This window comes from Shinella sp. 838, from assembly GCF_029623935.1.
Lineage (GTDB): Bacteria > Pseudomonadota > Alphaproteobacteria > Rhizobiales > Rhizobiaceae > Shinella.
This window is the reverse complement of the sequence record NZ_JARSBQ010000009.1, coordinates 19,380-41,456: the sequence shown is the minus strand read 5'-3', so window position 1 is coordinate 41,456 and position 22,077 is coordinate 19,380. Positions and strand designations below refer to the sequence as shown.

23 protein-coding genes are annotated in these 22,077 nt (G+C 64.0%); 13 read left to right on the top strand and 10 right to left on the bottom strand.

Annotated elements, in window-relative coordinates; genetic code table 11:
• Nucleotides 1–3: 3 nt before the first annotated feature.
• A complete protein-coding gene (locus tag P9A16_RS23290) occupies nucleotides 4–384 on the top strand; it encodes a RidA family protein (protein WP_023512076.1) in 381 nt (126 codons plus the stop codon).
• Between the two features lie 27 nt (nucleotides 385–411).
• Nucleotides 412–735: a 2Fe-2S iron-sulfur cluster-binding protein gene (locus P9A16_RS23285; protein ID WP_023512077.1), complete on the top strand. Its 324-nt coding sequence runs from the start codon at nucleotides 412–414 to the stop codon at nucleotides 733–735.
• Nucleotides 736–820: 85 nt separating this feature from the next.
• On the opposite strand, the gene fabI is transcribed toward P9A16_RS23285, so the two are convergent.
• The 9 genes from fabI to P9A16_RS23240 form a co-directional block, all read right to left on the bottom strand.
• Nucleotides 821–1,567, bottom strand: coding sequence for an enoyl-ACP reductase FabI (gene fabI, locus P9A16_RS23280; protein WP_023512078.1), 747 nt, complete (start codon nucleotides 1,565–1,567; stop codon nucleotides 821–823).
• Complete coding sequence (locus P9A16_RS23275) at nucleotides 1,564–2,676, bottom strand: acetate/propionate family kinase (protein ID WP_023512079.1); 1,113 nt, start codon at nucleotides 2,674–2,676, stop codon at nucleotides 1,564–1,566. Before P9A16_RS23275 ends, fabI begins: the two co-directional genes overlap by 4 nt.
• Nucleotides 2,673–3,602, bottom strand: a complete 930-nt coding sequence (locus tag P9A16_RS23270; RefSeq protein WP_023512080.1) for a bifunctional enoyl-CoA hydratase/phosphate acetyltransferase — start codon at nucleotides 3,600–3,602, stop codon at nucleotides 2,673–2,675. The genes P9A16_RS23275 and P9A16_RS23270 overlap by 4 nt, the downstream gene beginning before the upstream one ends.
• Before the next feature lie 39 nt (nucleotides 3,603–3,641).
• Nucleotides 3,642–4,739: an ABC transporter ATP-binding protein gene (locus tag P9A16_RS23265; protein WP_023512081.1), complete on the bottom strand. Its 1,098-nt coding sequence runs from the start codon at nucleotides 4,737–4,739 to the stop codon at nucleotides 3,642–3,644.
• 2 nt (nucleotides 4,740–4,741) lie between these two features.
• A complete protein-coding gene (locus P9A16_RS23260; protein WP_023512082.1) occupies nucleotides 4,742–5,785 on the bottom strand; it encodes an NAD(P)-dependent alcohol dehydrogenase in 1,044 nt (347 codons plus the stop codon).
• A 17-nt stretch (nucleotides 5,786–5,802) separates the two neighbouring features.
• Nucleotides 5,803–6,615, bottom strand: a complete 813-nt coding sequence (locus P9A16_RS23255) for a carbohydrate ABC transporter permease (RefSeq protein ID WP_023512083.1) — start codon at nucleotides 6,613–6,615, stop codon at nucleotides 5,803–5,805.
• On the bottom strand, nucleotides 6,612–7,475 hold the full coding sequence (locus tag P9A16_RS23250) for a carbohydrate ABC transporter permease (protein ID WP_023512084.1): 864 nt from the start codon (nucleotides 7,473–7,475) through the stop codon (nucleotides 6,612–6,614). The genes P9A16_RS23255 and P9A16_RS23250 overlap by 4 nt, the downstream gene beginning before the upstream one ends.
• A 66-nt stretch (nucleotides 7,476–7,541) precedes the next feature.
• On the bottom strand, nucleotides 7,542–8,819 hold the full coding sequence (locus P9A16_RS23245) for an ABC transporter substrate-binding protein (protein ID WP_023512085.1): 1,278 nt from the start codon (nucleotides 8,817–8,819) through the stop codon (nucleotides 7,542–7,544).
• Between the two features lie 201 nt (nucleotides 8,820–9,020).
• Nucleotides 9,021–9,983 (bottom strand): AraC family transcriptional regulator, encoded by a 963-nt coding sequence (locus tag P9A16_RS23240; protein WP_024269881.1) that lies wholly within the window; start codon nucleotides 9,981–9,983, stop codon nucleotides 9,021–9,023.
• Between the two features lie 436 nt (nucleotides 9,984–10,419).
• Here P9A16_RS23240 and P9A16_RS23235 point away from each other — a divergent pair, with 436 nt between their 5' ends.
• The 8 genes from P9A16_RS23235 (at nucleotide 10,420) to P9A16_RS23200 (ending at nucleotide 18,067) form a co-directional block, all read left to right on the top strand.
• Nucleotides 10,420–11,112: a GntR family transcriptional regulator gene (locus P9A16_RS23235; protein WP_023515416.1), complete on the top strand. Its 693-nt coding sequence runs from the start codon at nucleotides 10,420–10,422 to the stop codon at nucleotides 11,110–11,112.
• Nucleotides 11,109–11,969 carry an ABC transporter permease gene (locus tag P9A16_RS23230; RefSeq protein WP_023515415.1) on the top strand — a complete coding sequence of 287 codons (861 nt, stop codon included), beginning with the start codon at nucleotides 11,109–11,111 and terminating at the stop codon, nucleotides 11,967–11,969. The genes P9A16_RS23235 and P9A16_RS23230 overlap by 4 nt, the downstream gene beginning before the upstream one ends.
• On the top strand, nucleotides 11,966–12,754 hold the full coding sequence (locus tag P9A16_RS23225) for an ABC transporter permease (RefSeq protein WP_023515414.1): 789 nt from the start codon (nucleotides 11,966–11,968) through the stop codon (nucleotides 12,752–12,754). The genes P9A16_RS23230 and P9A16_RS23225 overlap by 4 nt, the downstream gene beginning before the upstream one ends.
• Nucleotides 12,755–12,781: 27 nt before the next feature.
• A complete protein-coding gene (locus P9A16_RS23220; protein ID WP_024269880.1) occupies nucleotides 12,782–13,810 on the top strand; it encodes an ABC transporter substrate-binding protein in 1,029 nt (342 codons plus the stop codon).
• 100 nt (nucleotides 13,811–13,910) lie between these two features.
• Nucleotides 13,911–15,002: an ABC transporter ATP-binding protein gene (locus P9A16_RS23215; protein ID WP_037404781.1), complete on the top strand. Its 1,092-nt coding sequence runs from the start codon at nucleotides 13,911–13,913 to the stop codon at nucleotides 15,000–15,002.
• A 14-nt stretch (nucleotides 15,003–15,016) separates the two neighbouring features.
• The gene (locus P9A16_RS23210) at nucleotides 15,017–15,712 is read left to right on the top strand and encodes an RraA family protein (protein ID WP_024269879.1); all 696 of its coding nucleotides are present in this window, start codon (nucleotides 15,017–15,019) and stop codon (nucleotides 15,710–15,712) included.
• Entirely contained in the window at nucleotides 15,705–16,427 is a 723-nt protein-coding gene (locus tag P9A16_RS23205; RefSeq protein WP_023515759.1) for an HpcH/HpaI aldolase family protein, read from the top strand. Before P9A16_RS23210 ends, P9A16_RS23205 begins: the two co-directional genes overlap by 8 nt.
• A gap of 26 nt (nucleotides 16,428–16,453) precedes the next feature.
• Nucleotides 16,454–18,067, top strand: coding sequence for a 5-guanidino-2-oxopentanoate decarboxylase (locus P9A16_RS23200; RefSeq protein WP_023515758.1), 1,614 nt, complete (start codon nucleotides 16,454–16,456; stop codon nucleotides 18,065–18,067).
• Between the two features lie 101 nt (nucleotides 18,068–18,168).
• Here P9A16_RS23200 and P9A16_RS23195 read toward each other — a convergent pair whose 3' ends face one another.
• Nucleotides 18,169–19,038 carry a LysR substrate-binding domain-containing protein gene (locus P9A16_RS23195; protein ID WP_023515757.1) on the bottom strand — a complete coding sequence of 290 codons (870 nt, stop codon included), beginning with the start codon at nucleotides 19,036–19,038 and terminating at the stop codon, nucleotides 18,169–18,171.
• Nucleotides 19,039–19,113: 75 nt separating this feature from the next.
• Between P9A16_RS23195 and P9A16_RS23190 the strand changes: the two genes are divergently transcribed.
• Genes P9A16_RS23190 through P9A16_RS23180 form a run of 3 tightly spaced genes read left to right on the top strand, consistent with a single transcriptional unit; the run spans nucleotide 19,114 to nucleotide 21,981 of the window.
• Entirely contained in the window at nucleotides 19,114–20,283 is a 1,170-nt protein-coding gene (locus tag P9A16_RS23190; RefSeq protein ID WP_023515756.1) for a four-carbon acid sugar kinase family protein, read from the top strand.
• Nucleotides 20,280–21,281, top strand: a complete 1,002-nt coding sequence (gene pdxA / locus P9A16_RS23185; protein ID WP_024270432.1) for a 4-hydroxythreonine-4-phosphate dehydrogenase PdxA — start codon at nucleotides 20,280–20,282, stop codon at nucleotides 21,279–21,281. The genes P9A16_RS23190 and pdxA overlap by 4 nt, the downstream gene beginning before the upstream one ends.
• Nucleotide 21,282: 1 nt before the next feature.
• Nucleotides 21,283–21,981 (top strand): hypothetical protein, encoded by a 699-nt coding sequence (locus P9A16_RS23180; RefSeq protein WP_024270431.1) that lies wholly within the window; start codon nucleotides 21,283–21,285, stop codon nucleotides 21,979–21,981.
• The last annotated feature ends 96 nt before the right edge of the window (nucleotides 21,982–22,077 follow it).

Below are 22,077 nucleotides of genomic sequence, written 5' to 3'. Positions count from 1 at the left end.
CCCATGAAGGCACTGCAACCCGCCAGCCTGCCCGCACCTTTCGGTCGCTATTCCCACGGTGTCGCCTCGGGAAGGATCGTCGTTACCTCCGGCCAGCTCGCCCTTGCCGGCGACGGCACGATCCCCGAAGGGGTCACGGCCCAGGCGGAACTGTGCTTCGCCAATATCCGCGCGATCCTTGCCGAGGCCGGCGCGGACTTTTCCCATGTCCTGCGCTTCAACGCCTTCGTGACGGAACGCGTGCACATGGCCGACTATATGGCGGTGCGCGACCGCCTCGTCGCCGATCTCCCGGTCAAGCCTGCCTCCACGCTCATGATCGTTTCGGGCTTCACCCGACCGGAATTCCTGGTCGAGGTCGAGGCAACGGCGCTTCTGCCCTGAAGAGTTCCAAACGAAAGGAAAGCGACCATGGTCCAGATCACCTTTGTGGAACACGACGGGAGCCTCCATGTCGTGGAAGCCGCCGCCGGGTTGACGCTAATGGAGGCGGCCCGTGACGATGATGTGCGCGGCATCCTTGCCGAGTGCGGCGGGGCCTGTTCCTGTTCCACCTGCCACGTCTATGTCGCGCCCGAATGGGTGGACCGTCTGCCGGCCATCTCGGCGCTGGAACAGGACATGCTGGACTTCGCCCACGACCCGGACCCCGCCCGCTCGCGTCTGTCCTGCCAGATCAAGCTGACGGACACGCTCGACGGACTGCGCGTCGATCTTCCGGAGCGCCAGGGATAGACCATCTCCTGCCCGCCGGATATCGAACCATCCCTCGGTCCCGCTATGACGCGGGCTGGGCGACAGATGGCGTCGCCGCCGGGTTTCAAGCCCGAACATTGTAGCCGGCATCGACATAGATCGTCTGTCCGGTGATGAACCGCGCCTTGTCCGACAGCAGAAACGACGCAGCCTCCCCGACCTGTTCAAGGGTGACCAGCTGTTTGAGCGGCGTCTCTTCCGCAGCCTTTGCCAACAGGTCGTCGAAATGCGAAAGGCCCGACGCGGCACGGGTCTTGACCGGCCCTGTGGAGAGCGCATTCACGCGGATCGCCTTGTCGCCCAGATCCACCGCCAGATAGCGCACCGTGGATTCGAGGGCTGCCTTGACCGGCCCCATGATGCCATAGCCGGGGACGACCTTCTCGGATCCATAAAAACTCATGGTGAGGATCGCGCCACCATCGGGCATCAGTGGCTCCGCGCGTTTGGCAAGCCGAACGAGCGAATGGCAGGAAACATCCATGGCAGTCGAAAACCCGTCCGGCGAGCTGTCGACGACCCGTCCGTGCAGATCCGTCTTGGGTGCGAAGGCAATCGAATGCAGCAGGAAGTCGAGCCGGCCCCAACGCGCCGCGATGGCCTTGAAGACATCGTCCATCTGTTCCGGCCGGCACACGTCGAGCGGCAGGACGATCGGCGCCCCGAGCTCCCTGGAAAGCGGCTCCACATGCGGCCTTGCCTTGTCATTTTGATAGGTGACAGCGATTTCGGCACCGAGCGCCTTGAGCGCCACGGCGCAGCCCCAGGCCAATGACTGGTCGTTCGCCAGACCGACGATCAGCCCTTTCATCGCCGTGCCTCCAGCAGTGCGCGTGCATGGATCGCCATCATCATTTCCTCGTTGGCCGGAACTACAAGGGTCTGGAACGGCGGCAGAAACGCAAGCCTTGCAACGATCGCCTCCCGGATCGGGCTCGCGTTCTCGCCGATGCCGCCCGTGAAGACGAAGGCGTCGAGCCCACCCATCGAAACCGCCATCATCGCGGCATATTGCGAGACCTTGAGCGTGAAATAATCGAGTGCAAATCGGGCAGCCGGCTCGCCGCACTCCAGCAACGTCTTCACGTCGTTGCTGATCCCCGACAGGCCCTTCAGGCCGGAATGCTCGTAGAGCGCGGCTTCTACCTGTTCCACCGTCATGCCCAACGCACGCAGCATATAGGTCACCGCACCGCCATCGATCGCTCCGCTTCGCGTTCCCATGGGAATGCCGTCGAGCGCGGTCATGCCCATGGTCGTGTCGACGCTGACGCCGTTGTCGAGAGCACAGAGGCTGGCACCGTTGCCGAGATGGGCGACAACCACCTTGCCCCCGGCGATATCGGGATGGTCCTGCTCCAGAGCCCGGGCAATCCACTCATAGGAAATGCCATGGAAGCCGTAGCGGCGCATGCCCCTGTCGCGCAGCGGCTTCTCAATTGCGAACGTCTGGAAGAGCGGATCGTGCCCCGCGTGGAACGCCGTGTCGAAACAGGCAATGTCGGGCGCATGCCCCGCCAGCCGATCCGACGCCTCGATGCCCGCGAGATTGTAAGGCTGGTGCAGCGGCGCCAGCGGATTGAGCGCCTTGAGCGCCCTGACGATTTCCGGCGTCACGATGACAGGCTCGACGAACTGTGCACCGCCATGGACGATGCGATGCACCGCCGCCACCATGCGCCAACCGTCATCGAAGCGATCGATAAGGTCCAGAACGGCCGACAGGGCCGTGTCATGGTCGCTGCCGTCAAGCGGGCTGTCGATCGACCGTCCTGCATCCGCAACGGTTGCCGATAGGCGGGCGCTCGCGCCGATCCCCGTCACCTTCCCGTTGGCAAGTACCTCGAGCCCCTCGTAGCCCAGCACCTGGAACTTGAGACTGGACGATCCGGTGTTAAGGACAAGGAGGACGTCCTTCACTTGATCTGCCCCTTGTCGCGCGCCTCGGCCAGAAGCACCGCGAGCGCGCAGGACAACAGCCGCGCCCGCTCATTGTCCGCCCGGCTCGTCAGAATAACGGGCACGCGCGCGCCGAGCACGATGCCGGCGGCCTCGGCCCCTCCAAGGAAGGTCAGCTGCTTGGCCAGCATGTTGCCGGCCTCGATATCGGGAACGACAAGGATATCCGCCTCGCCGGCAACCATGGAGACGATACCCTTTTCCCGGGCGGCCTCCGCACTGATCGCGTTGTCGAAGGCCAGCGGGCCGTCGATGAGGCAACCTGTGATCTGGCCACGATCGGCCATCTTGCAAAGCGCCGCGGCATCAAGCGTCGCCTGCATCTTCGGATTGACCGTCTCCACGGCGGCAAGGACAGCCACCTTGGGAAGGTTTCCGTCACCGAAGACCACGCGCCAGAGATCGGCGGCATTCTGCACGATGTCGGCCTTGACCGGCAGGTCCGGGAGGATGTTCACCGCTGCATCGGTAATGATGAAGGGCTTGGGATAACTCGCAATGCTCATGAGATAGGCGTGGCTGATCCTGCGCTCCGTCCTCAGCCCGGCATCTGACCGCACGATGGCTCCGAGCAGTTCGTCGGTGTGGAGCGAGCCCTTCATGATCGCATTGACCTGATGCCCCGCCGCCAGCTCCGCAGCCTTCGCGGCCGCAGCGTGGCTGTGTTCCACGTCCACCAGTTCCCAGCCAGAAATATCGACCGAAGCAACCGTGGCCGCCTCCTCGATCTTTGCCTTGGGTCCGATCAGGATCGGTACGATGAGCTTTTCCCGCACCGCCTCGTCGACGGCTTCAATCACATTCGGCTTGACCGGGTGGACAACGGCCGCCCTGGTCGGCGGCAAGGCCCTGCAAAGCGCCAGGATCGCATCGGTCGCCTCGGCCATGCAGGAACTCCTCTGTCCAGGATGAATCACCCGCTGACCTTACGATCCCGTCCGCAACATCGAAAGACCCGTCATGCGATCGAAGAGGTGGAGGTTCGCTCCGTCAGCCGAGAAGGCGACGGGCGCGCCGGTTACGGGCCGGCTGCTCGCTGGAACGAGAGCGCCGATCTCCCTGCCGCCCACACGGAAGGAAACCAGGGCACTGTCACCGTGAAACTCAACGAGGTCGGCAATGCCGGCAAGGGTGTTCTCCCGCGTGTCTTCGCCGGCTGCGGGCGACAGCGACGACGGCCGCACGCCGAGGGTAAGGGCCTGTCCCTCCTTCAGGTCGAACCGCCTGCGATCGACCCTGAAACGCAGCCCGTCGCCCTCCAGCAGCCAGCTTTCACCAGCAGAGCGCGCTGTTACGTCGAGGAAATTCATGTTCGGCGTGCCGATGAAGCCGGCGACGAAGAGCGTGCGGGGACGCTCGTAGATTTCAGCAGGCGTGCCAACCTGTTCGATCGCTCCGCCTTTCATGAGCACGATACGATCGGCCAGGGTCATCGCCTCGAGCTGGTCATGTGTAACATAGATCGTCGTGGTCTTGAGCGTCTGGTGCAGCCGCGCGATCTCGACGCGCATATGGTTGCGCAGCTTGGCATCGAGGTTGGAGAGCGGCTCGTCGAAGAGGAAGACGCGCGGTGTCTTAATCATGGCGCGGGCAATCGCCACGCGCTGCTGCTGGCCGCCGGAAAGCTCCGTCGGCTTGCGGGCAAGGTAGGGCTCCAGGCCGAGCGTGCCAGCGACCGTCTTGATGCGGCTGTCGATCTCGGCCTTGTCGACCTTCATGCGCCTCAGGCCGAAGGCGATATTGTCGTAGATCGTCATGTGCGGATAGAGCGCGTAGTTCTGGAAGACCATCGCAACGCCGCGGTCGCGCGGTTCGAGGTCGTTGACGGTGCGGCCGGCGATGGAGACCTCTCCGCCGGAGATTTCCTCCAGCCCGGCGATCATGCGCAGGAGCGTCGATTTCCCGCAGCCGGAGGGGCCGAGGAAGACCACGAATTCGTGGTCCGCGATCTCCAGGTTGAAGTCCCTGATGACATTGACCGCGCCATAGGCCTTGTCGACGCGGGTGCAGACGATGTTTGCCATGCTCAGTTCTCCTCCTGCACGCGGATTTGCAGTTTTACGTCGGTCGGCCGCGCTTCGGCCGCCCGCTCGAAGGCGGCGACGCTTTCACCAAAGGCATAGGTGCCCGTTATCAGCGGCTTCAGATCGACCTTGCCGGACGCGATGAGTTCAAGGGCGCGGTCGAAGACATTGGCGTAGCGGAAGACCGTTTCCACGCGCACCTCCTTGGAAATGGCGCCCGGGACGTCGAAGCGCACCGCATCGACCGGCAGGCCGACCAGCACGACGGCACCGCCCGGCCGCACGAGATCGAAGAGGCCCTCGAAGGCCTTCGCGCTGCCGCTGGCCTCGAAGACGACGTCGGCGCCCCATCCCCCGGTTGCGGCAGCGACGGCAGCTGCGAAGGGGGTCTTGCCGACATTCACCGGCTCGATGCCCGGATAGGCGGCCGCGATCGCCAGCTTCTCGGCGGAAAAATCCGAGATGAAGACCCGGCTGCACCCGCCGGCCAGCGCCGCCAGCGCCACCATGATGCCGATGGGACCGGCGCCGATGACCGCCGCGACGTCTCCCGGCACGATGCGGGCGCGGGTGGCCGCCTGCATGCCGATGGCGAACGGCTCGACCATCGCGCCTTCTGCGAAGGAAACATTGTCCGGCAGGCGGTAGGTGAAGGCGGCGGGGTGAACGGCATAGGGAGCAAGAACCCCGTGCACCGGCGGCGTCGCCCAGAAGCGCACGGCGGGATCGACATTGTAGAGGCCGAGCTTCGCGGCGCGGGAGGAAAGGTCGGGAATGCCGGGCTCCATGCAGACCCGGTCGCCGACCGAGAGGGAGCGGACGTTTTCCCCGACCGCGACGATGGTGCCCGCGGCCTCATGGCCGAGCACCATGGGCGCCTGCACCACATAGGCGCCGATCGCGCCATGAGTATAGTAATGCACGTCGCTGCCGCAGACGCCGACCGTATGGACGGCGATCTTGACATCCTCAGGCCCGACAGAAAGCGGGAGATCGATGTCGCGAAGGGCAAGCACGCCCTTCTCTTCGAGAACCAAGGCTTGCATGGAAGATTGTCCTGTCATCAGTTGCTCTTGCGCCGGAACGCATTGTTGAGGAGGCCGCTGAGGATCCCGACAAGCAGGAGCGGCGGAATGGAGAGCAGCACCACCGAGGCGTTGAGGATGCCCCAGGGCACGTCGCGGCCGAGCTGGGTGAGTTCCGAGGCGACGATCGGCAACGTCTTGGCATCCGAGGTCGTCAGCATCAGCGCGATCAGGAACTCGTTCCAGACCAGCACGAAGGCAAAGGCGACCGCGCCGATGAGCGAGCGTGAGGCGATCGGCAAGGCGACGCGCAGGAAGACTGCATAGGGGCCGTAACCATCGACCCGCGCCGCCTCTTCGACCTCTTTCGGCACGCGGGCGAAGGCCGGCACGCCGAGCCAGATGACGGTCGCGAGCGTCAACAGCGTATAGGTGACGATCAGCGAGAGCCGCGTGTCGTAGAGGCCGAGATCGAGCCAGATCACCATGAGCGGTATCGCCACGGCGACCGGCGGCAGGAAACGCAGCGACAGCACGAAGAACTGGATGTCGGCCGACCAGCGGTTCGGATAGCGCGCGATGGCATAGGCCGCCGGCAGGCCGAGCAGCGCGCCGATCAGCACCGACCCGCCGGCGGCGAGCAGCGAATTGAGAAGGCCCGCCGCGACGCTTTCCCGACCCAGCACATAGGCGAAGTTGTCGAGTGTCGGCGTGAAGAGGAAGAGCGGCGTGGGCGTGACGATATCGACGCGGTTCTTGAAGGCGTTGATCGCCGTCCAGACCATGGGGAAGACGGCGGAAAAGGCCGCCAGAGAGAGAACGGAGCGACCGAGGAAACGGGAGACGTTCATGGCTTCACCCTCTTCCAGATCACCGTGAAGATGACGGTCGTCGCCAGCATCATCAGCACCGCCATGCTGGAGGCATAGGAGATGCGGCCAGATTCGATGAAACCCTGCGAGAAGGCATACATGTCGAGCGTTTCCGTCGCGATGCCGGGTCCCCCGCGGGTCATGACATAGATGAGGTCGAAGGCGCGCAGGGACTCGATCATCTTGATGAAGGTGAGCGAGATGAGCGGCGCCTTCAGCATGGGCAGGGCGACATAGGCATAGATCTCCCAGCGCCGCGCATGGTCGAGGCGTGCGGCCTCGAAGGGCTGCGGCGGCAGGGTTTCGAGCAGTTTCAGCACGATGACCGAAAAAAACAGGCCCCATTGCCAGACATCGACCAGCGCGACCGTCATCAGCGCCGTGGCGGGGCTCGACAGCACGTCGAGCGGCTGGCCGGTGATCATCTTGTAGGGATAGGTGATGATGCCGTAGAGCGGGTGGAAAGCGAATTTCCAGACGAAGGCGGCCGAGACGCGCGGCAGGATGACCGGCACCAGGAAGACCAGCGTCAGCACCGCCCTCTGGCGCATCGAGGCAAACTCGAAGAGCAGGATGCCGAGCACGATCGCGACGAGAAGGGTCAGCGTGACCGTTATCACCTCCCATGTCAGCGACACGCCCACCGCATTGACGAAGCGGCGGTCGGAGAAGAGATCGATATAGTTGGCAAGACCGACGAAGCTGCCGTCGGGACGGCTGAGCTCGCGGTTGCGGAAGGAAATGTAGATGGCATAGGCGGTCGGCACGAAGGCGAGCACCGCCAGGATGACGAGCGGCGGCGCCAGGAAGACGGCGGGCAGGCTGGTTCTTGATTTCATGGGGGTTTCCTCGGGATCGCGCGGCCGCCGTCTCGGGAGGCGAAAGCGGCCGCGCGGCTCAAAGGTTTACTGGCTGCGGGCGACGAGGTCCTTGGCGAAACCTTCGAGTTCGGCAAGGCCTTCCTTGATGTCGGAACGCGAGCCGGTGATCAGTTCCTCCAGGATGATGCCCCAGCGGTCGCCGAGATCCGGCCAGAGCGCGCTCTGCCAGAAGTTGACAGCCGTGACCTTGCCGGTATCGGCAAGGGCCTGGCCGAGGTCCGGACCGTAGAGCTTGGCGAAGGCATCGCTCGCCATGATGCTGGTGCGGTTGAGTTCGCCGAACTGGTTGGCCTCCAGGCGCCGCTGCTCGTTCTCCTTCGATGTCGCCCAGGCGATGAAGAGGCCGGCGCAGGCCTTGGAAGCATCGTCCGGGTTGGCCTTGGTGCCGATGGCAAGGCCGTGGCCGTAGCCGCCGCCCGTCAAGGGCGTCGGAGGCGGCAGGTAGCCGACCTTGCCGACGACCTGCGAGGTCTTCGGATCGATCGCGAGGCCGGCGAGCGGCGTGGATTCGATCAGGATGGCGACCTGGCCCGAAAGGAAGGCGCCGGTCGATTCATCCCAGCTGCCGGTCTGCGTGCCGGGCGCGGAATATTTGAAGAGGTCGAGATAGGTCTGCGTCGCCTTGACGGCCGCCTCGCTGTTGAAGGCGGGCGCGTTGCCGTTGAACCATTCCCCGCCGAAACCCTTGAAATAGGGCATCCAGCGCCAGACATTGGCACCCGATCCGCGCTGGCCGCGCAGCGCAATGCCATAGACGCCCTTGTCCGGCTGATGCAGTTTCTGGACAGCGTCCTTCAGTTCATCGAGCGTTGTCGGCGGCTTGATGCCCGCTGCCTCCAGGAGATCCTTGCGGTAGACCATCAGGTCGCCGCCGCCCGTAACGGGTGCGAACCAGACCTTGCCGTCATAGGTCGCGACCTTCTGGCGGCCGGGGTCGAAATCCGCATAGTCGTATTCTTCGGGATAATAGTCGGTGAGCGGCACGACCCAGCCGGAGGAAGCGAAAAGCGCAACATTCGCCTCATCGACATAGTAAACGTTGTATTTGCCGATGGTGGAGGCATCCGCCTTGGTCTTGGCGCGCCGGTCATTCTCGTTGAGATAGTCGATCTCGAAGGATGCGCCGCCGGAGAGCTTGGTAAACTCGTCCTTGTAGCCTTCCAGAAGCGTCAGGCCGTCGCGCGGCTGGGCAAGAATGCGGATCGTGCCGGAGCACTCCGCAGCCAGCGCGATCGACGAGACCGAGCCGGCAAGAAGGCAAGCATAGGCGATGCTCGAAGCGAGCGTCTTCACGGATGTCATGGATGAACCTCCCCTAAGGATTCTATGGTCGGCGCGGCTCGACCTCCTCGGGCCGGCGCCAATCTGTCAGCGAACAGTTTCGCTGGTGCTGATATTAGCGAAGAGAACCGGGGGAACTAGCGTGCCTGATGCAGCAATTCTGTACTTTAATGCACAATGATATGCTGCAGTGCAGAAATCCCGCAGGGTTTGTGCAAAGTTTCATCGGCTTGCCGCGGGATCATCCCGCATCGAGCGACGATGGGGCGCCAGCCGGCGATAGGCCGACGGCGTCATGCGATGCTGGCGCAGAAAGGTGCGGTTGAAGTTGGAAATGTTCATGTATCCGACCTCGAAGCAGATGTCGGTAATCGGCGTGTCGCCTTCCGCCAGAAGCTTGCAGGCCTGCCAGATGCGCAGCTTGTTGACGTGATCGGTGAAGGTGTTGCCGGTGTTCTTCTTGAAGAAGCGGGAAAAGGCGCTTTCGCTCATGCCGGCAAGGTCCGCGACATCCGCAAGCCGGATATCGGTTGCGAAGTTGCGGTAGATGAAGACGAGGGCGCGCTGGAGGACATCGAGTGTCTCGGCATCGAGCTTCGGCGAATATTCCGGGGAAGACAGAATGTCATAGTCGCTGGATGTGCCGAGCAGGTCGAGCAGCTGAAGGAAGAGGGCAAAGCGGGCGACGCCCTTTTCCGCCCCCATGCGCTCGACCAGGTCGGCGCCCTTGGCCAGCGTTTCACCGTGAAAGACGAGGCCGCGCTGGGCGCGGGAGAAGAAATCCTCGAGTTGGGCAAATTCCGGGATCAGCCGTGTCGCCTCGCGGATCCGGTCGGGATGGAACTGGAGCACGACGTCCCGCCCCTCGATCACCTCACCCGGCGCCGTCATCGTCACCCAGTCATGCGGCAGGTCGCTACCGATGACGGTGAGATAGGTCGCCGAAAAAGCGCCGATATAGTCACCGACAAAGGCAATGCCCGTGCCCTTGCGGATCAGATGGATCTCGAATTCCGGGTGGAAATTCCAGACGTTGCGCTCCCAGGGATAGTCATCGAGCCGCCAGAGAAAGCTTTCGTCGATGCCGGTGATGATGTGCTCGAAGGTCGGTGTGCTTGAGGAAAACGGACCGGGTCTTGGGTCTGCAGCGCTCTGGGCTTCACGCATCCTGGTGAGAGTGGCCACATTCTTCTCCGGCAGGGTTTCACTCGACGGAAGGTGCAGGCGAGCGATCACCGGTGCGGTTTGGAGCCACGCCTTCCGCTCCCATTGTGGCGTGGAACAGACGCCGGGGCAATCCGCACCCACTGCAGCTACCCGTTCACGCAGCCGATGACGCCGCGGCCGGGGGGATAAAACACGTCTCTCTAGCTAGGCGGAATGTTGCTGGCACCATTGGTAAGCGCTGGTGTTTGCGCAATCGACGACTTCGCCTCCACCGCTTTCCGAGGGCCCCGCTCCCGGCCAAAGCCTTCGGTTGCCCATCCAAACCCTTCCCTCTCAGGCGCTTCGTGCATGGCCCGATTTTCCGGCCTGTCACTTTCATCGGATTTTATCGAGAGCCGTTGACAGGAAATATTTCGACGATATCTTGAAAATATATTTTATGGAGCGACAAGCCTTGCAGCCCTTCTCCACCAAGAAAATGCGCCTCAGCGACGTCGCCTATCACGGGCTGCGTACTGCCATCATCAAGGCCGAGCTGCTGCCGGGATCACCGATCGACGAGAAGGAATGCATGGAGCGCCTGTCGGTCGGTCGCACGCCGCTGCGCGAGGCGCTGCAGCGACTGGCACAGGAGGACCTGCTGCTCGCGGTGCCGCAGCGCGGCTATTTCGTCTCCTCCACGTCCGCGACGGATTTCTTCCAGCTCCAGGAATTTCGCCTCCAGGCCGAAGTCTGGGCCGCCCGCCTTGCCGCGACGCGCATCAGCGACGCCCAGCTCGATCGCCTCGCCGCGCTGATCGAGGAAGCGCGGGCCGGTGTCGAAGCAAAGCGCATGGAGATCGAATGGCATCTCGGCATCGATGAGGAGATGCACAAGCTGATCGCCGAAGCCTCCGGCAACACCTATCTGATGCAGGCGCTGAACCGCCTCTACGCGCTCTCGGTGCGCAGCCTCTATGTCTCGCGGATGCCGGTGGCGCTGCTCTTCGAAGACCTGAAGGACATGGTGGTCATCCACGAAGCACTCGCGAGCCGCGACCCGGACCAGGCCGAGACCGCGATGCGTGCGCATCTTTCCGTCAGCGCGACGAACCTCATCCGCCCGGTCGAGCCCGCCCGCCAGGCCCGCGTGGAGATCCGCAAGTGACCGCCGCGCGCCGCGGCAACCTCGTGACGCTGGCGCTTCTCGCCCCGTCCCTCCTCAGCGCCATCCTTCTCCTCGTCATCCCGATCCTGATCGTCATCGCCTTCTCCTTCGCCGAGCAGGACACTTATGGCGGTGCAAAATTCGGCTTCACGCTGGCGAGCTACCGCGAGCTCTTCCAGGCCATCTATGTGCCGATCTTCGTCAACTCGCTCCAGCTTGCCGCCGTCTCCACCTTCGTCTGCCTGCTGGTCGGCTATCCCATCGCCTATTTCATCGCGCTGCGCGCCGGCCGCTACGCCGGCATCCTGCTCGCGCTGCTGCTCATCCCGTTCTGGATCGATTTCATCGTGCGCATGTCGGCCTGGATGGTGCTGCTCGGCCGGAGTGGCACGATCAACAGCGCGCTTCTCGGCCTCGGTTTGGTCGAACAGCCAATCCGCATGATCGGCACCTATCCCGCCGTGCTCGTCGGCATGCTCTATGCCTTCCTGCCGACGACGGTGCTGCCGATCCACGCCGCGCTGAACGGCCTCGACAAGCGGCTGCTCGAAGCCGCCGACGATCTCGGCGCGACACCGCTGCAATCCTTCTGGCGCGTCACCTTCCCGCTGTCTCTGCCGGGCGTCATGGCGGCGATCCTCTTCGTCTTCGTGCCGGCCATGGGCGTCTATGCCATCCCGGTCCTGCTCGGCGGCGGCAAGAGCATCATTCTCGGCAACCTCATCGTCCAGCTCTTCCTCGATTTCCGCAATATCCCGCTGGGGGCCGCCGTCTCCGTCGTGCTGCTCGCCATCTCCTCGGTCATCATCGTCTGCTACATGCGCGTGCTGCGCTCGGTCGAGGAGGCACGGGCATGAGGAAGGTTCTTTCGCTCTACGTCCCGGCCGCAACGCTCATCGGCTATATCTTCCTCTTTGCGCCGCTCGTCGTCCTCGTGGTCTACGCCTTCAATGCCGGCCGCTCGACGGTGATCTGGGAAGGTTTTTCGCTCGCCTGGTTCGCCGAAGCGCTGGGCGACCGGGGCCTACGCGCCGGCTTGCAGGTCAGCGTCATCGTCGCCGTCGCCTCGGCCGCGCTTGCCACCGCCATCGGCGCGAGCGCCGCGCTCGCCGTCGTCAAGCGGCCTTTCGCCGGCAAAAACCTCTTCTCAACGCTCGTCATCGCCCCGCTCGTGCTGCCGGAGATCGTGCTCGCCGTCGGCCTCCTCGTCGCAACCGTCTGGACCGGCGTTCCACTCGGCTATGGCACGTTGATTGCCGGCCATGTGCTGGTATCGATCCCCTTCAGCTTCCTCATCGTGCGCGCCGCCGCCTCGGGTCTCGATCCGCGTCTCGACGAGGCCGCCGCCGATCTCGGCGCCAACGGCCGGCAAGCCTTCCTGCGGGTGACGCTGCCTTTGCTCGCTCCGGCCATCCTCTCGGCCTTCCTGCTCTGCGCGGTCATCTCCTTCGACAATTTCGTCGTCTCGACCTTCGTCTCCGGTGTCGGCTCCACGCCGCTGCCGATCCAGATCTACGCCGCGCTGAAAACCGGCCTTACGCCCAAGATCAACGCGCTCGGCGCCATGCTGATCGCCGTCAACGTCATCGTCATCCTGGTCGTCATGGGACGCTATCTCAAGACGGTCCGCAAACCATCATAACCACCAACCAAAATGGGGAATGCGACAATGAAAAACTGGAGAACCCTTCTTGCCTCGGTCAGCCTGATCGCCTTTGCATCGGGCGCCTCGGCCGCCGAACTCAACATCTATGCCTGGTCCGGCGAAGTGCCGCAGGAGATCGTCGACGATTTTGCCAAGGAGACCGGCATCACCGTCACCTTCGACACCTATGATTCCAACGAAACGATGATGGCGAAGCTTTCGGCCGGCGCTAGCGGCTACGACCTCATCGAGCCGAGCCAGTACACCGTGCAGGTGCTCGCCAAGCAGGGCCTGCTGAAAGAACTCGACCACGCGAAAATCCCGAACCTCGGCAATCTCGGCGCACCGTTCAAGGACGTCTCCTACGATCCCGGCCAGAAATGGTCCGTACCCTATATCTGGGGCACGACGGGTTTTGCCTATAACGAGGACTGCGTGAAAACCCCGCCGACGAGCTGGAAGGCGCTGTGGGACCCGCAGTATGAAGGCCGCATCTACATGCTCGACAACATGCTGGCCGCCTATATCGCCGGCCTCCAGGTCAACGGCTTCAAGGCCGGCACCACCACGCCTGCGGAAATCGAGAAGGCGACCCAGTCGCTCATCGACCAGAAGAAGGTGCTCGGCGGCTACAACAGCACGAATTTCGGCGATCTCGTCGCCTCGGGCGAAGCCTGCATCGTGCAGGGCTGGAACGGTTCGATCGCGCAGGTGATGGCGACCAATCCGAAGGTCAAGTATGTCGTACCGGATGAAGGCGGCTCGATGTGGATCGACGGTTTCGCCATTCCGTCCTCGGCGAAAAATGTCGAAGAAGCCTACAAGTTCATCGACTACATCATGCGTCCGGATGTGGCCGCCAAGGCGGCGAACCTTTCGAAGTCCGCAACGGTGATCGACAAGGCGAAAGAACTGCTGCCGAAGGAAGTCGTGGAGAACGCCGCCATCTATCCCGCGGAAGACAAGCTGATGAAGGCCGACTTCATCCTCGACGTGGGTGACGCGACAAAACTCTACCAGGACGGCTGGACCAAGGTGAAGACCGCCCAGTAAAGCGCTTGCGGCGGCCGGCTCCAAACCTCCGGCCGCCCCTCCCCTTTCATCACGAGTTCTGAACGATATGCCGCCTGACACCACGACAGGGACGGCCGGCGTGAGCCGTGCCGCCATCGAACTGATCGATATCCGAAAAGCCTTCGGCACCGCCGGCGGCGAGACGACCTACGCCGTCGACCGGATGAACCTTTCCATCCAGGCGGGCGAGTTCTTCACCTTCCTCGGTCCCTCCGGCTGCGGCAAGACGACGACGCTGCGCATGATCGCCGGCTTCGAGGAGCCGACCTCCGGCCGCCTGCTGCTCGACGGCAAGGACGTCACCGGCATTCCCGCCCACCAGCGCAACGTCAACACCGTGTTCCAGAGCTACGCGCTCTTCCCGCATCTCACCGTCGGCGAGAATGTCGGCTTCGGTCTTTCGGTGAAGGGCGTCGGCAAGGACGAGATTCGCCAGCGCGTCAAGGCCGCCCTGGAAAGCGTGCATATGGCGCATGCCATCGACCGCAAACCCTCCGCGCTATCCGGCGGCCAGCAGCAGCGCGTGGCGCTCGCCCGCGCGCTGATCAACCGCCCCTCCGTGCTGCTGCTCGACGAACCCTTCGGCGCACTCGATCTGAAACTTCGGCGGGAGATGCAGATGGAGGTGAAGGACATGCAGCGCAAGCTCGGCATCACCTTCATCTTCGTTACGCACGACCAGGAGGAGGCGCTGACCATGTCGGACCGCATCGCGGTCATGAACAACGGCACCGTCCAGCAGGTCGGGGGCCCCGCCGATATCTACGAGCGTCCCGCCAACCGCTTCACCGCCGGCTTCATCGGCGACATGAACCTGATCGATGCGCGCGTCCTCGGCCGCAACGGCGAGAACCTCATCGTCGAGGCCGCCGGCGGCCGCTTCGAAATGCCCTGCACCCTACCGCTTGACACCGGCGATGCCTGCACCCTCGCGATCCGCCCGGAAGCCCTGCACTTCCTCGCGGGCGAGACCGGCGGGACGATCCGCTTTTCCGGCACGGTCAGCGAGGCCGTCTATATCGGCACCGACACCGTCTACGGCCTGGCGCTATCAGACGGCACGCGCCTCCACGCCCGGGTCCGAAACGGCGACGGCCCGCCGCCTCCCCGAACCGGAGAGCCGGGCACGCTCGCCTGCGCCCCCTCCGCCATCAGACTTCTCACGCAATAGGACGCATTTTCATCATGTCGATCAAATCCTACCGGATCGCCGATCCCGCGCCGCAGCTCGATGCCGGCCTTCTCGCCCGCTTCGCCCGCGTCGAGGCGGCGACCGTCGGCCACTACCTGCACGACCGTTTCATGCGCAATGACCTGCGCCCGCTGATCGACGGCGTGCGCATCGCCGGCACCGCCCAGACCGTCTCGATCCCCGGCCCCGATTCCACCCTGCTCTACCACGCGATGGACCGGGTGCGGCCCGGCGATATCCTCGTCATCGACCGGGCCGGCGACGAGCGCCACGCCGCCTGGGGCGGCTTCATGGCGGCAGTCGCCAAGGAGCGCGGCCTTGCTGCCGTCATCGTCGACGGCATGATCACCGATCCCGCGGCCATCATCGAGGCCGGCGTTCCGACCTGGGCGCGCGGCGTCTCACCGATCACAACAAAACTGCTCAATCTCGGCGGCGGCTACAACATCCCCGTCTCCTGCGGCGGTGTCACCGTCAATCCTGGCGATGCGATCCTCGCCGACGATTGCGGCATCCTCGTCCTGCCGCCAGCCGAGGTGGCGGGGATTTCCGACATCGCGCTTGCCGACCAGGAGGACGAGGGAAGCTGGGTTGCGCGCATCCGCGACGGCGCGAAATTGCAGGATCTCGTCGATATCGCCGCCATGATCGCCGAGCGGCAGAACAAGGATGGAGCCGCCCATGGCTGACACGCTGAACAATCTCGCCGTCTGGCTCTCCACGCCGCACCAGGCGATGATCGAAATCGCCCACGACATCGGCTACCGCCATGTGGTGCTCGATATCGAACACGGCCTGTTCGACCTCGAAGCCCTCGACCGCATCCTCGCGCTCGGCAAGGCGCTCGGCATGACCATGCACGCCAAGGTGCTGGGGCCGGAGGCGATCCCGATCCAGCAGGCACTCGACATGGGCGCCGACAGCGTCATCATCCCCCATATCGGCGATGTCGAACACGCCCGCCGCGTCACCGCCTCGGCAAAGTATCCGACACTCGGCACGCGCAGTTTTTCCGGCACCCGCCCCGCCCGCTACGGCGGCGTGAAGCCGGAGTACTATGACAACGAGAACGCCAAGACGCGCTGCTATCCGATGATCGAGTCGGCCGCCGCGCTGAAGGATGTCGAGGCGATCCTCGCGCTGCCGACCGTCGACGGCCTCTTCGTCGGGCCGAGCGACCTCTCGCTCGATTCCGGCCGCGGCGCCTATCGCAACACGGATGCCGACAAGGCCGATCTCAAGACGATCGCGGACGCCGCCGCGAAAGCCGGCAAACCCTGGATCATGCCCGCCTGGTCGCGCAGCGAGCGCGCCTTTGCGCAAAACCTCGGCGCGAGCCTGATGGTCGTCGCCGACGAATACGGCTCGATCTGGATGGGCCTCGAAGACGCCGCCAAACCCTGACACCGCTTTTCCGAACGGATTTTTCCATGAACGAGACCATTTCCTGCGGCAGCCGCCTCATGCAGATCCTGAAAGCCTATGGCGTCGACACCGTGTTCGGCATGCCGGGCGTGCACACGCTCGAAGCCTATCGCGGCATGGACGCCGCCGGCATCCGCCATATCGGCGTGCGCCATGAACAGGGCGCCGGCTTCATGGCCGACGGTTATGCCCGCATGTCGGGCAAGCCGGGCGTCTGCGTGCTGATCTCCGGCCCCGGCGTCACCAATGCCGCGACCCCAATCGGCCAGGCCTATTCCGACAGCGTGCCGATGCTGGTCATCACGTCGGTCGCCGCAAACAAGGACCTCGGCATGGGCCGCGGCACGCTGCACGAGATCACCGACCAGTCGGCCGTCACCCGCCCCCTCACCGCCTTCTCCGAAACCGCCACCAGCCCCGAGCAGGTGCGCGAATACATCGCCCGCGCCTTCGCCCTCTTCGAAAGCGGCCGCCCGCGCCCCGTTCATCTTTCGATCCCGCTCGACGTTTTCAAGGCGCCGGACGACAAGCCGGCGAGCCGCCGCACCACCGCCCGCCGCCGCGCGCCCGATAGTGCACAGGTCGAAGCCACCGCCGCCATCCTCAGCGCCGCCAAACGCCCGGTGATCCTTGCCGGCGGCGGTGCGGTCTCGGCGGCGGCGGAAGTGAAGGCGCTCGCGGAAAAGATCGGCGCGGCCGTGGTGCCGACCATCGCCGCCAAGGGCATCCTGCCCGACGACCACCCGCTCGCCCTGGAGGTGACGGTCGACCGCCCCGCGACCCAGGCTTTCGTGCGCGAGGCCGATGCCGTGCTGCTCGTCGGCACCGAGCTTGCCGAGCCCGACATCTGGCTCGACGGCCCTCTGCCGATGACCGGCAAACTCATCCGCATCGACATCGACCCGGCAACGCTGGTGCGCGACTATGACGTGGATGTCGCGATGGAGGCGGATTCGAAACTGGCGCTGGCGGCGATCGCCGAAAAGGTCGCGCCAGCCGCGGGCTTCAAGGAAACGAACACCATCGCCGAACTGCGCGCCACGGAGCGCGACGGGCTGACCCCGCTCGAACAGAAACATGTGCGCGTGCTCGACAGCCTGCGCAACGCCATCCCCGACGATGGCGTGATCTACACCGACATGACACAGCTCGCCTATACCGGCTACGCGTTCTACCGCAGCGCCCTGCCGCGCACCTGGCATTTCCCGGCCGGCTTCGGCACGCTGGGTTATGCCCTTCCCGCGGCCATCGGCGGCAAGATCGCGAGCCCGAAAACGCCGGTCGCCGTCATCGTCGGCGACGGCGGTTTCCAGTTCACGCTGCAGGAACTCGGCACCGCCGTGGAAAACAAGCTGCCACTCGCCATCATTCTCTGGAACAACAACAGCCTCGCCCAGATCCGCGACGGCATGATCGCCCGCGACATCCCGACCATTGGCGTCAACCAGCACAATCCGGATTTCGTCAAGCTCGCCGAAGCCTATGGCTGCCATACGGCCGAGCCCCAAAGTTTTGCAGAGCTGGAAGCCGCGGTGAAAGCCGCTTTTGCCGCAGATGGGCCGACGGTGATTCATGTCCAGGAATCCGCACCGTTCCTGGGAGCCAACCAGAGCGCTTAACCTCGACTTGACCTGGCGGTATTTCTTTCAGGCGGTCGGCGATGAAAACATCTCCGGCCGGCCTTGTCGGTGGGTGCTCCCGTACGGGACCTGCGACGTTTTTAGGAAGCGTTAAAACCAGCAAGAAGCCATGAAACGAATGTGTCGAGGGATGGGGTTGGCTCGACGGAGGGCGCGCGAATGATGCCGTATTGCGAACCATCCGGCTGGAAGCCCATCGGCGCGACGAGACGGCCCTTGCGGATGTCGTCAATGGCGACAATCTTCGGGCACATGGCAACGCCCAGCCCACTGGCCGCCGCCTCCACCATCAGGAAGTGATGATCGAACCAGCGTGTCGATCGCGGCTTTGGCGCATTCGGACAGGCTGCGGACCATTTGCTCCAGGCGTCGGGCCGGGTCTTTGCGGCGAGCGCGACATAGGCGCCGGCGGAAAACCGGTCCGCCATGTCAGGGTGCATGGCGGGTCCGACTTCCTCGGCAATCATCCGCTCGACATGCCACCGCGGATCGATCGCGAAATCCAGTCGGCGGATGGCCAGCGTGATGCGTTCGCGCGCGAAATCGAAACTGCCGCCCCCGACAGACAGATGAAGGTCGATATCCGGATGGCGGTCCTGGAATTCCGACAGCCGCGGGATCAGCCAGCGCATGGCAACAGATCGCTCGCAGGAAACGACAATCGGCGGCGATGTCTCGACTTTGCGGATATCCTCCAATGCGGCCGAAACCAGCGACAGGGCATCGGTCGCGGCTTGCGCCAATCGCACGCCCTCCTTCGTCAACCGCAGGCCGCGGCCGTCAGGTTCCAGCAGCCTTATACCGAGATGATCTGACAGGTTCGACACACGTCGGCTGACAGCACCATGGGTGAGGTTGAGATCGGCGGCCGCCGCGCGCACGGAACCGAGGCGCGCCACGGTCTCGAACGCGTGCAGGTCATCGAGAGAGGAAAGGTCCGACCGTTTCATTGGTGATATAATATCACCAGTATTCGTCAGATCATATCGATTTTTCTTCCGCTTACCCGCTGATATCTAGGGTTCATGGAAGAGATCATTGACCAGAACGAACATGTCGGCATCGTCGCCGATGACCTGACGAGCGCTGCAGATGGAGCCGGGGCCTTCTTGACGTACGGCTATCAACCACTCGTCCGCCGGCAGCGGCAGGCGAGCGTCGGTGCACCGGTCGTCGCCGTCGATACCGGCAGCCGGCTCATGGAAGAGGCCGATGCCATGCGTGCAACCGGGCAGGCGATCGCGTCGCTTGCCGGCTGCCGGCACCTCTACAAGACAATCGATTCCACCCTGCGCGGTCACATTCGTGCGGAAATTGCCGCGGCGTTCAAGGCCAGTGGTCGGCCACGGCTGGTAATCGCTCCGGCATTTCCGACCGCGGGACGCACCACGGTTGACGGTATCCAGCTCCTGCACGGTGTGCCGGTCGCACAGACCGCCTATGGCCACGACCCAGTTCATCCTGCGCGCGCATCGCTGATTGCAGATCTGATCGCACCCGATCTTGGCCGAATGGCAACGGTTCCCGTTAGCGCAACCGACAGCGATATCGGGAAGCACATTGCTGGCGCTTCGATCATCGTCGTCGATGCACACAGCCAGATCCTGCTGAATCGCCGGATTGCAGAGATTACGAAACACGGCCCGGCTCTGTGGGTCGGATCCCCGGGCATGGCCGAGGCCCTGGCCGCGGTCGTCGGCCAATCGCCCGATCGCCAGACCTTCACGCCCCCAAACGCTCCGCGTCACATTCTCGTCCTCGTTGGCAGCGCAAATCATCTCAGCCACGCCCAATACGAGGCACTGGCCGCGACTGGCGCCTCGGTCGCCGACAGAGCCGAAGGCATCGCTAAAACGGCATCCGTCGCGTGCATCCATGCCCCGCGCGCTCGCACGGCGGATCCGTCGAAAGTCCTCTGCGCACTGGTGGACGAGGCGGACATCGCGCTGTCGCGGCAATGGTACGACGCCATCGTCGCGACCGGCGGAGAAACGATGAGTGCGCTTATGGAGCGGCTTTCCATCCATACGTTCACCCTGGTCAAGGAACTCGAGCCCGGGTTTCCGCTTGGCTGCGCGCGCCTTTCGAACGGACGACCGATACTGCTTGCCATGAAAGCAGGCGGTTTCGGTTCGGTCATGACCTTGTGCAATGCCACAAATGCCATCCTTCAGATGGGGAGGAAGTCCACATGAAAACCGTTCTACGGCCTCTTGCCATTACCATGGGCGACCCGTCGGGCATTGGACCGGAGATCGTCGCGAAGACGCTCCTTGCCCGTGCCGATTTGCGTCACAACGTCGTTGTCGGCGATCCGGCTGTTCTGGCGAAGGCGATCGCCAGGTTCGGCAGCGGGCTGCGCCTGAACGAAATCGATACGGTCGCCGATGCAAAGCCGAAAGGCTCCCTGAACGTCCTCGCCTCGTCCAGGGTTGAAACGCCACCCCCGCTCGGTACGGTCAGCGCCGTCAGCGGCCGCTTGGCCTATGATGCTATCGTTGCGGCGATCGACCTTGCCAGGTCAGGTGCAGTCGCTGGAATTGTCACGGCACCAATCCACAAGGAAGCACTGGCTCAGGCCGGACTTTCCTATCCCGGCCACACGGAAATCCTCGCGGACAGAGGCGGCGCGATGCGCGTGGCGATGATGCTCGCCAATGACGACATCCGCACCGTTCTGGTGACGATCCACTGCTCGCTCGCCGATGCGATCCGCCGGGCGGATTTCCCAGCGCAGATGTCCGCGATCCGCCTCGCCCACCAGGGTAGCCGCGCCCTGGGTATCGCCCATCCCCGCATCGCGGTCGCGGGACTCAATCCGCATGCCGGCGAAGGCGGCCTCTTTGGCGACGAGGAAATCCGCATCATCGCCCCCGCCATTGCGGCAGCCCGCGCGGAGGGCATTGACGCCAGCGGCCCCTGGCCGGGCGATACGGTGTTCATGCAAGCGCGAAACGGCCGCTTCGACGTGGTCGTCGCGCAGTACCACGACCAGGGGCTCATCCCGGTCAAATATCTGGGGCTGGAAAAGGGCGTGAACATCACGCTTGGCCTGCCCTTCATACGCACAAGCCCAGACCACGGCACCGCCTTCGATATCGCAGGCCAGGGCATTGCCGATCCGGGAAGCCTCGAAACAGCAATCGACTACGCCTGCCGACTGGCAAGGGCGTCATCCGAACGGGAGAACTGACATGTCCGACACAGACTTCATCTTCATGCTCACCCGCAACGACCGGACGATCCCGGACGCGCGGGAGCAACTACCCGCCGTGCTTTCGGCGGGCGTTCGTCACATCGGATTCAAGGATATCGGCCTGCCCCTGTCGGCGCTTACCGACCTGAACCGGGAAATCCAGCAGGCGGGTGCAAAAAGCTACCTCGAGGTGGTTTCGCTCGACAGAGACAGCGAGATCGCATCGGTGCGCGCCGCCCTCACGCTCGGGGTCGACTATCTCCTTGGCGGCACCCATGTGGACGATGTGCTTCCCCTCATCGAGGCAAGCGGCCTGCTATACTATCCGTTCCCCGGTCGCATAACCGGGCACCCGAGCATTCTCGAGGGTTCGATGATGGAGATCGTCGCAAGCGCCCGAGACCTTGCAAGCCGAGACGGCGTGCATGGCCTCGACCTCCTTGCCTATCGTGCCGATGTCGACGCCGCGGAACTGATCAGGGCCGTCTGCAACACCGTTGTCAAACCCGTCGTCGTGGCAGGATCCATCGACCGGGCCGAGCGAATCCACGCGGCCGTCAGTGGCCGGGCCGCCGGCTTTACCGTCGGAACCGCGGCCCTTGACGGCCGGTTCCCCGCAGCCATGCCGGGCCTGACCCATCAGCTTCTGGCGATAGCAGCGATCCAGAAACAAACTGGGCGGTTCATCGAAGAGTGAACCTGGAAGCGATGGAGAGCTGACTATCCCTCAATACACTTAAACCGAGGCCCGACACTGAACAATGAAACGGCTCTTGAAGAGATTAGAACCACC

What these genes read in the sequence shown, in the direction of transcription:
- P9A16_RS23290 (WP_023512076.1), top strand. Translation starts at nt 4, where the DNA reads ATGAAGGCACTGCAACCCGCCAGCCTGCCCGCACCTTTCGGTCGCTAT.
- P9A16_RS23285 (WP_023512077.1), top strand. Translation starts at nt 412, where the DNA reads ATGGTCCAGATCACCTTTGTGGAACACGACGGGAGCCTCCATGTCGTG.
- fabI (WP_023512078.1), bottom strand. Translation starts at nt 1,567, where the DNA reads ATGAAAGGGCTGATCGTCGGTCTGGCGAACGACCAGTCATTGGCCTGG.
- P9A16_RS23270 (WP_023512080.1), bottom strand. Translation starts at nt 3,602, where the DNA reads ATGGCCGAGGCGACCGATGCGATCCTGGCGCTTTGCAGGGCCTTGCCG.
- P9A16_RS23265 (WP_023512081.1), bottom strand. Translation starts at nt 4,739, where the DNA reads ATGGCAAACATCGTCTGCACCCGCGTCGACAAGGCCTATGGCGCGGTC.
- P9A16_RS23260 (WP_023512082.1), bottom strand. Translation starts at nt 5,785, where the DNA reads ATGCAAGCCTTGGTTCTCGAAGAGAAGGGCGTGCTTGCCCTTCGCGAC.
- P9A16_RS23255 (WP_023512083.1), bottom strand. Translation starts at nt 6,615, where the DNA reads ATGAACGTCTCCCGTTTCCTCGGTCGCTCCGTTCTCTCTCTGGCGGCC.
- P9A16_RS23250 (WP_023512084.1), bottom strand. Translation starts at nt 7,475, where the DNA reads ATGAAATCAAGAACCAGCCTGCCCGCCGTCTTCCTGGCGCCGCCGCTC.
- P9A16_RS23245 (WP_023512085.1), bottom strand. Translation starts at nt 8,819, where the DNA reads ATGACATCCGTGAAGACGCTCGCTTCGAGCATCGCCTATGCTTGCCTT.
- P9A16_RS23225 (WP_023515414.1), top strand. Translation starts at nt 11,966, where the DNA reads ATGAGGAAGGTTCTTTCGCTCTACGTCCCGGCCGCAACGCTCATCGGC.
- P9A16_RS23220 (WP_024269880.1), top strand. Translation starts at nt 12,782, where the DNA reads ATGAAAAACTGGAGAACCCTTCTTGCCTCGGTCAGCCTGATCGCCTTT.
- P9A16_RS23210 (WP_024269879.1), top strand. Translation starts at nt 15,017, where the DNA reads ATGTCGATCAAATCCTACCGGATCGCCGATCCCGCGCCGCAGCTCGAT.
- P9A16_RS23205 (WP_023515759.1), top strand. Translation starts at nt 15,705, where the DNA reads ATGGCTGACACGCTGAACAATCTCGCCGTCTGGCTCTCCACGCCGCAC.
- P9A16_RS23200 (WP_023515758.1), top strand. Translation starts at nt 16,454, where the DNA reads ATGAACGAGACCATTTCCTGCGGCAGCCGCCTCATGCAGATCCTGAAA.
- P9A16_RS23195 (WP_023515757.1), bottom strand. Translation starts at nt 19,038, where the DNA reads ATGAAACGGTCGGACCTTTCCTCTCTCGATGACCTGCACGCGTTCGAG.
- P9A16_RS23190 (WP_023515756.1), top strand. Translation starts at nt 19,114, where the DNA reads ATGGAAGAGATCATTGACCAGAACGAACATGTCGGCATCGTCGCCGAT.
- pdxA (WP_024270432.1), top strand. Translation starts at nt 20,280, where the DNA reads ATGAAAACCGTTCTACGGCCTCTTGCCATTACCATGGGCGACCCGTCG.
- P9A16_RS23180 (WP_024270431.1), top strand. Translation starts at nt 21,283, where the DNA reads ATGTCCGACACAGACTTCATCTTCATGCTCACCCGCAACGACCGGACG.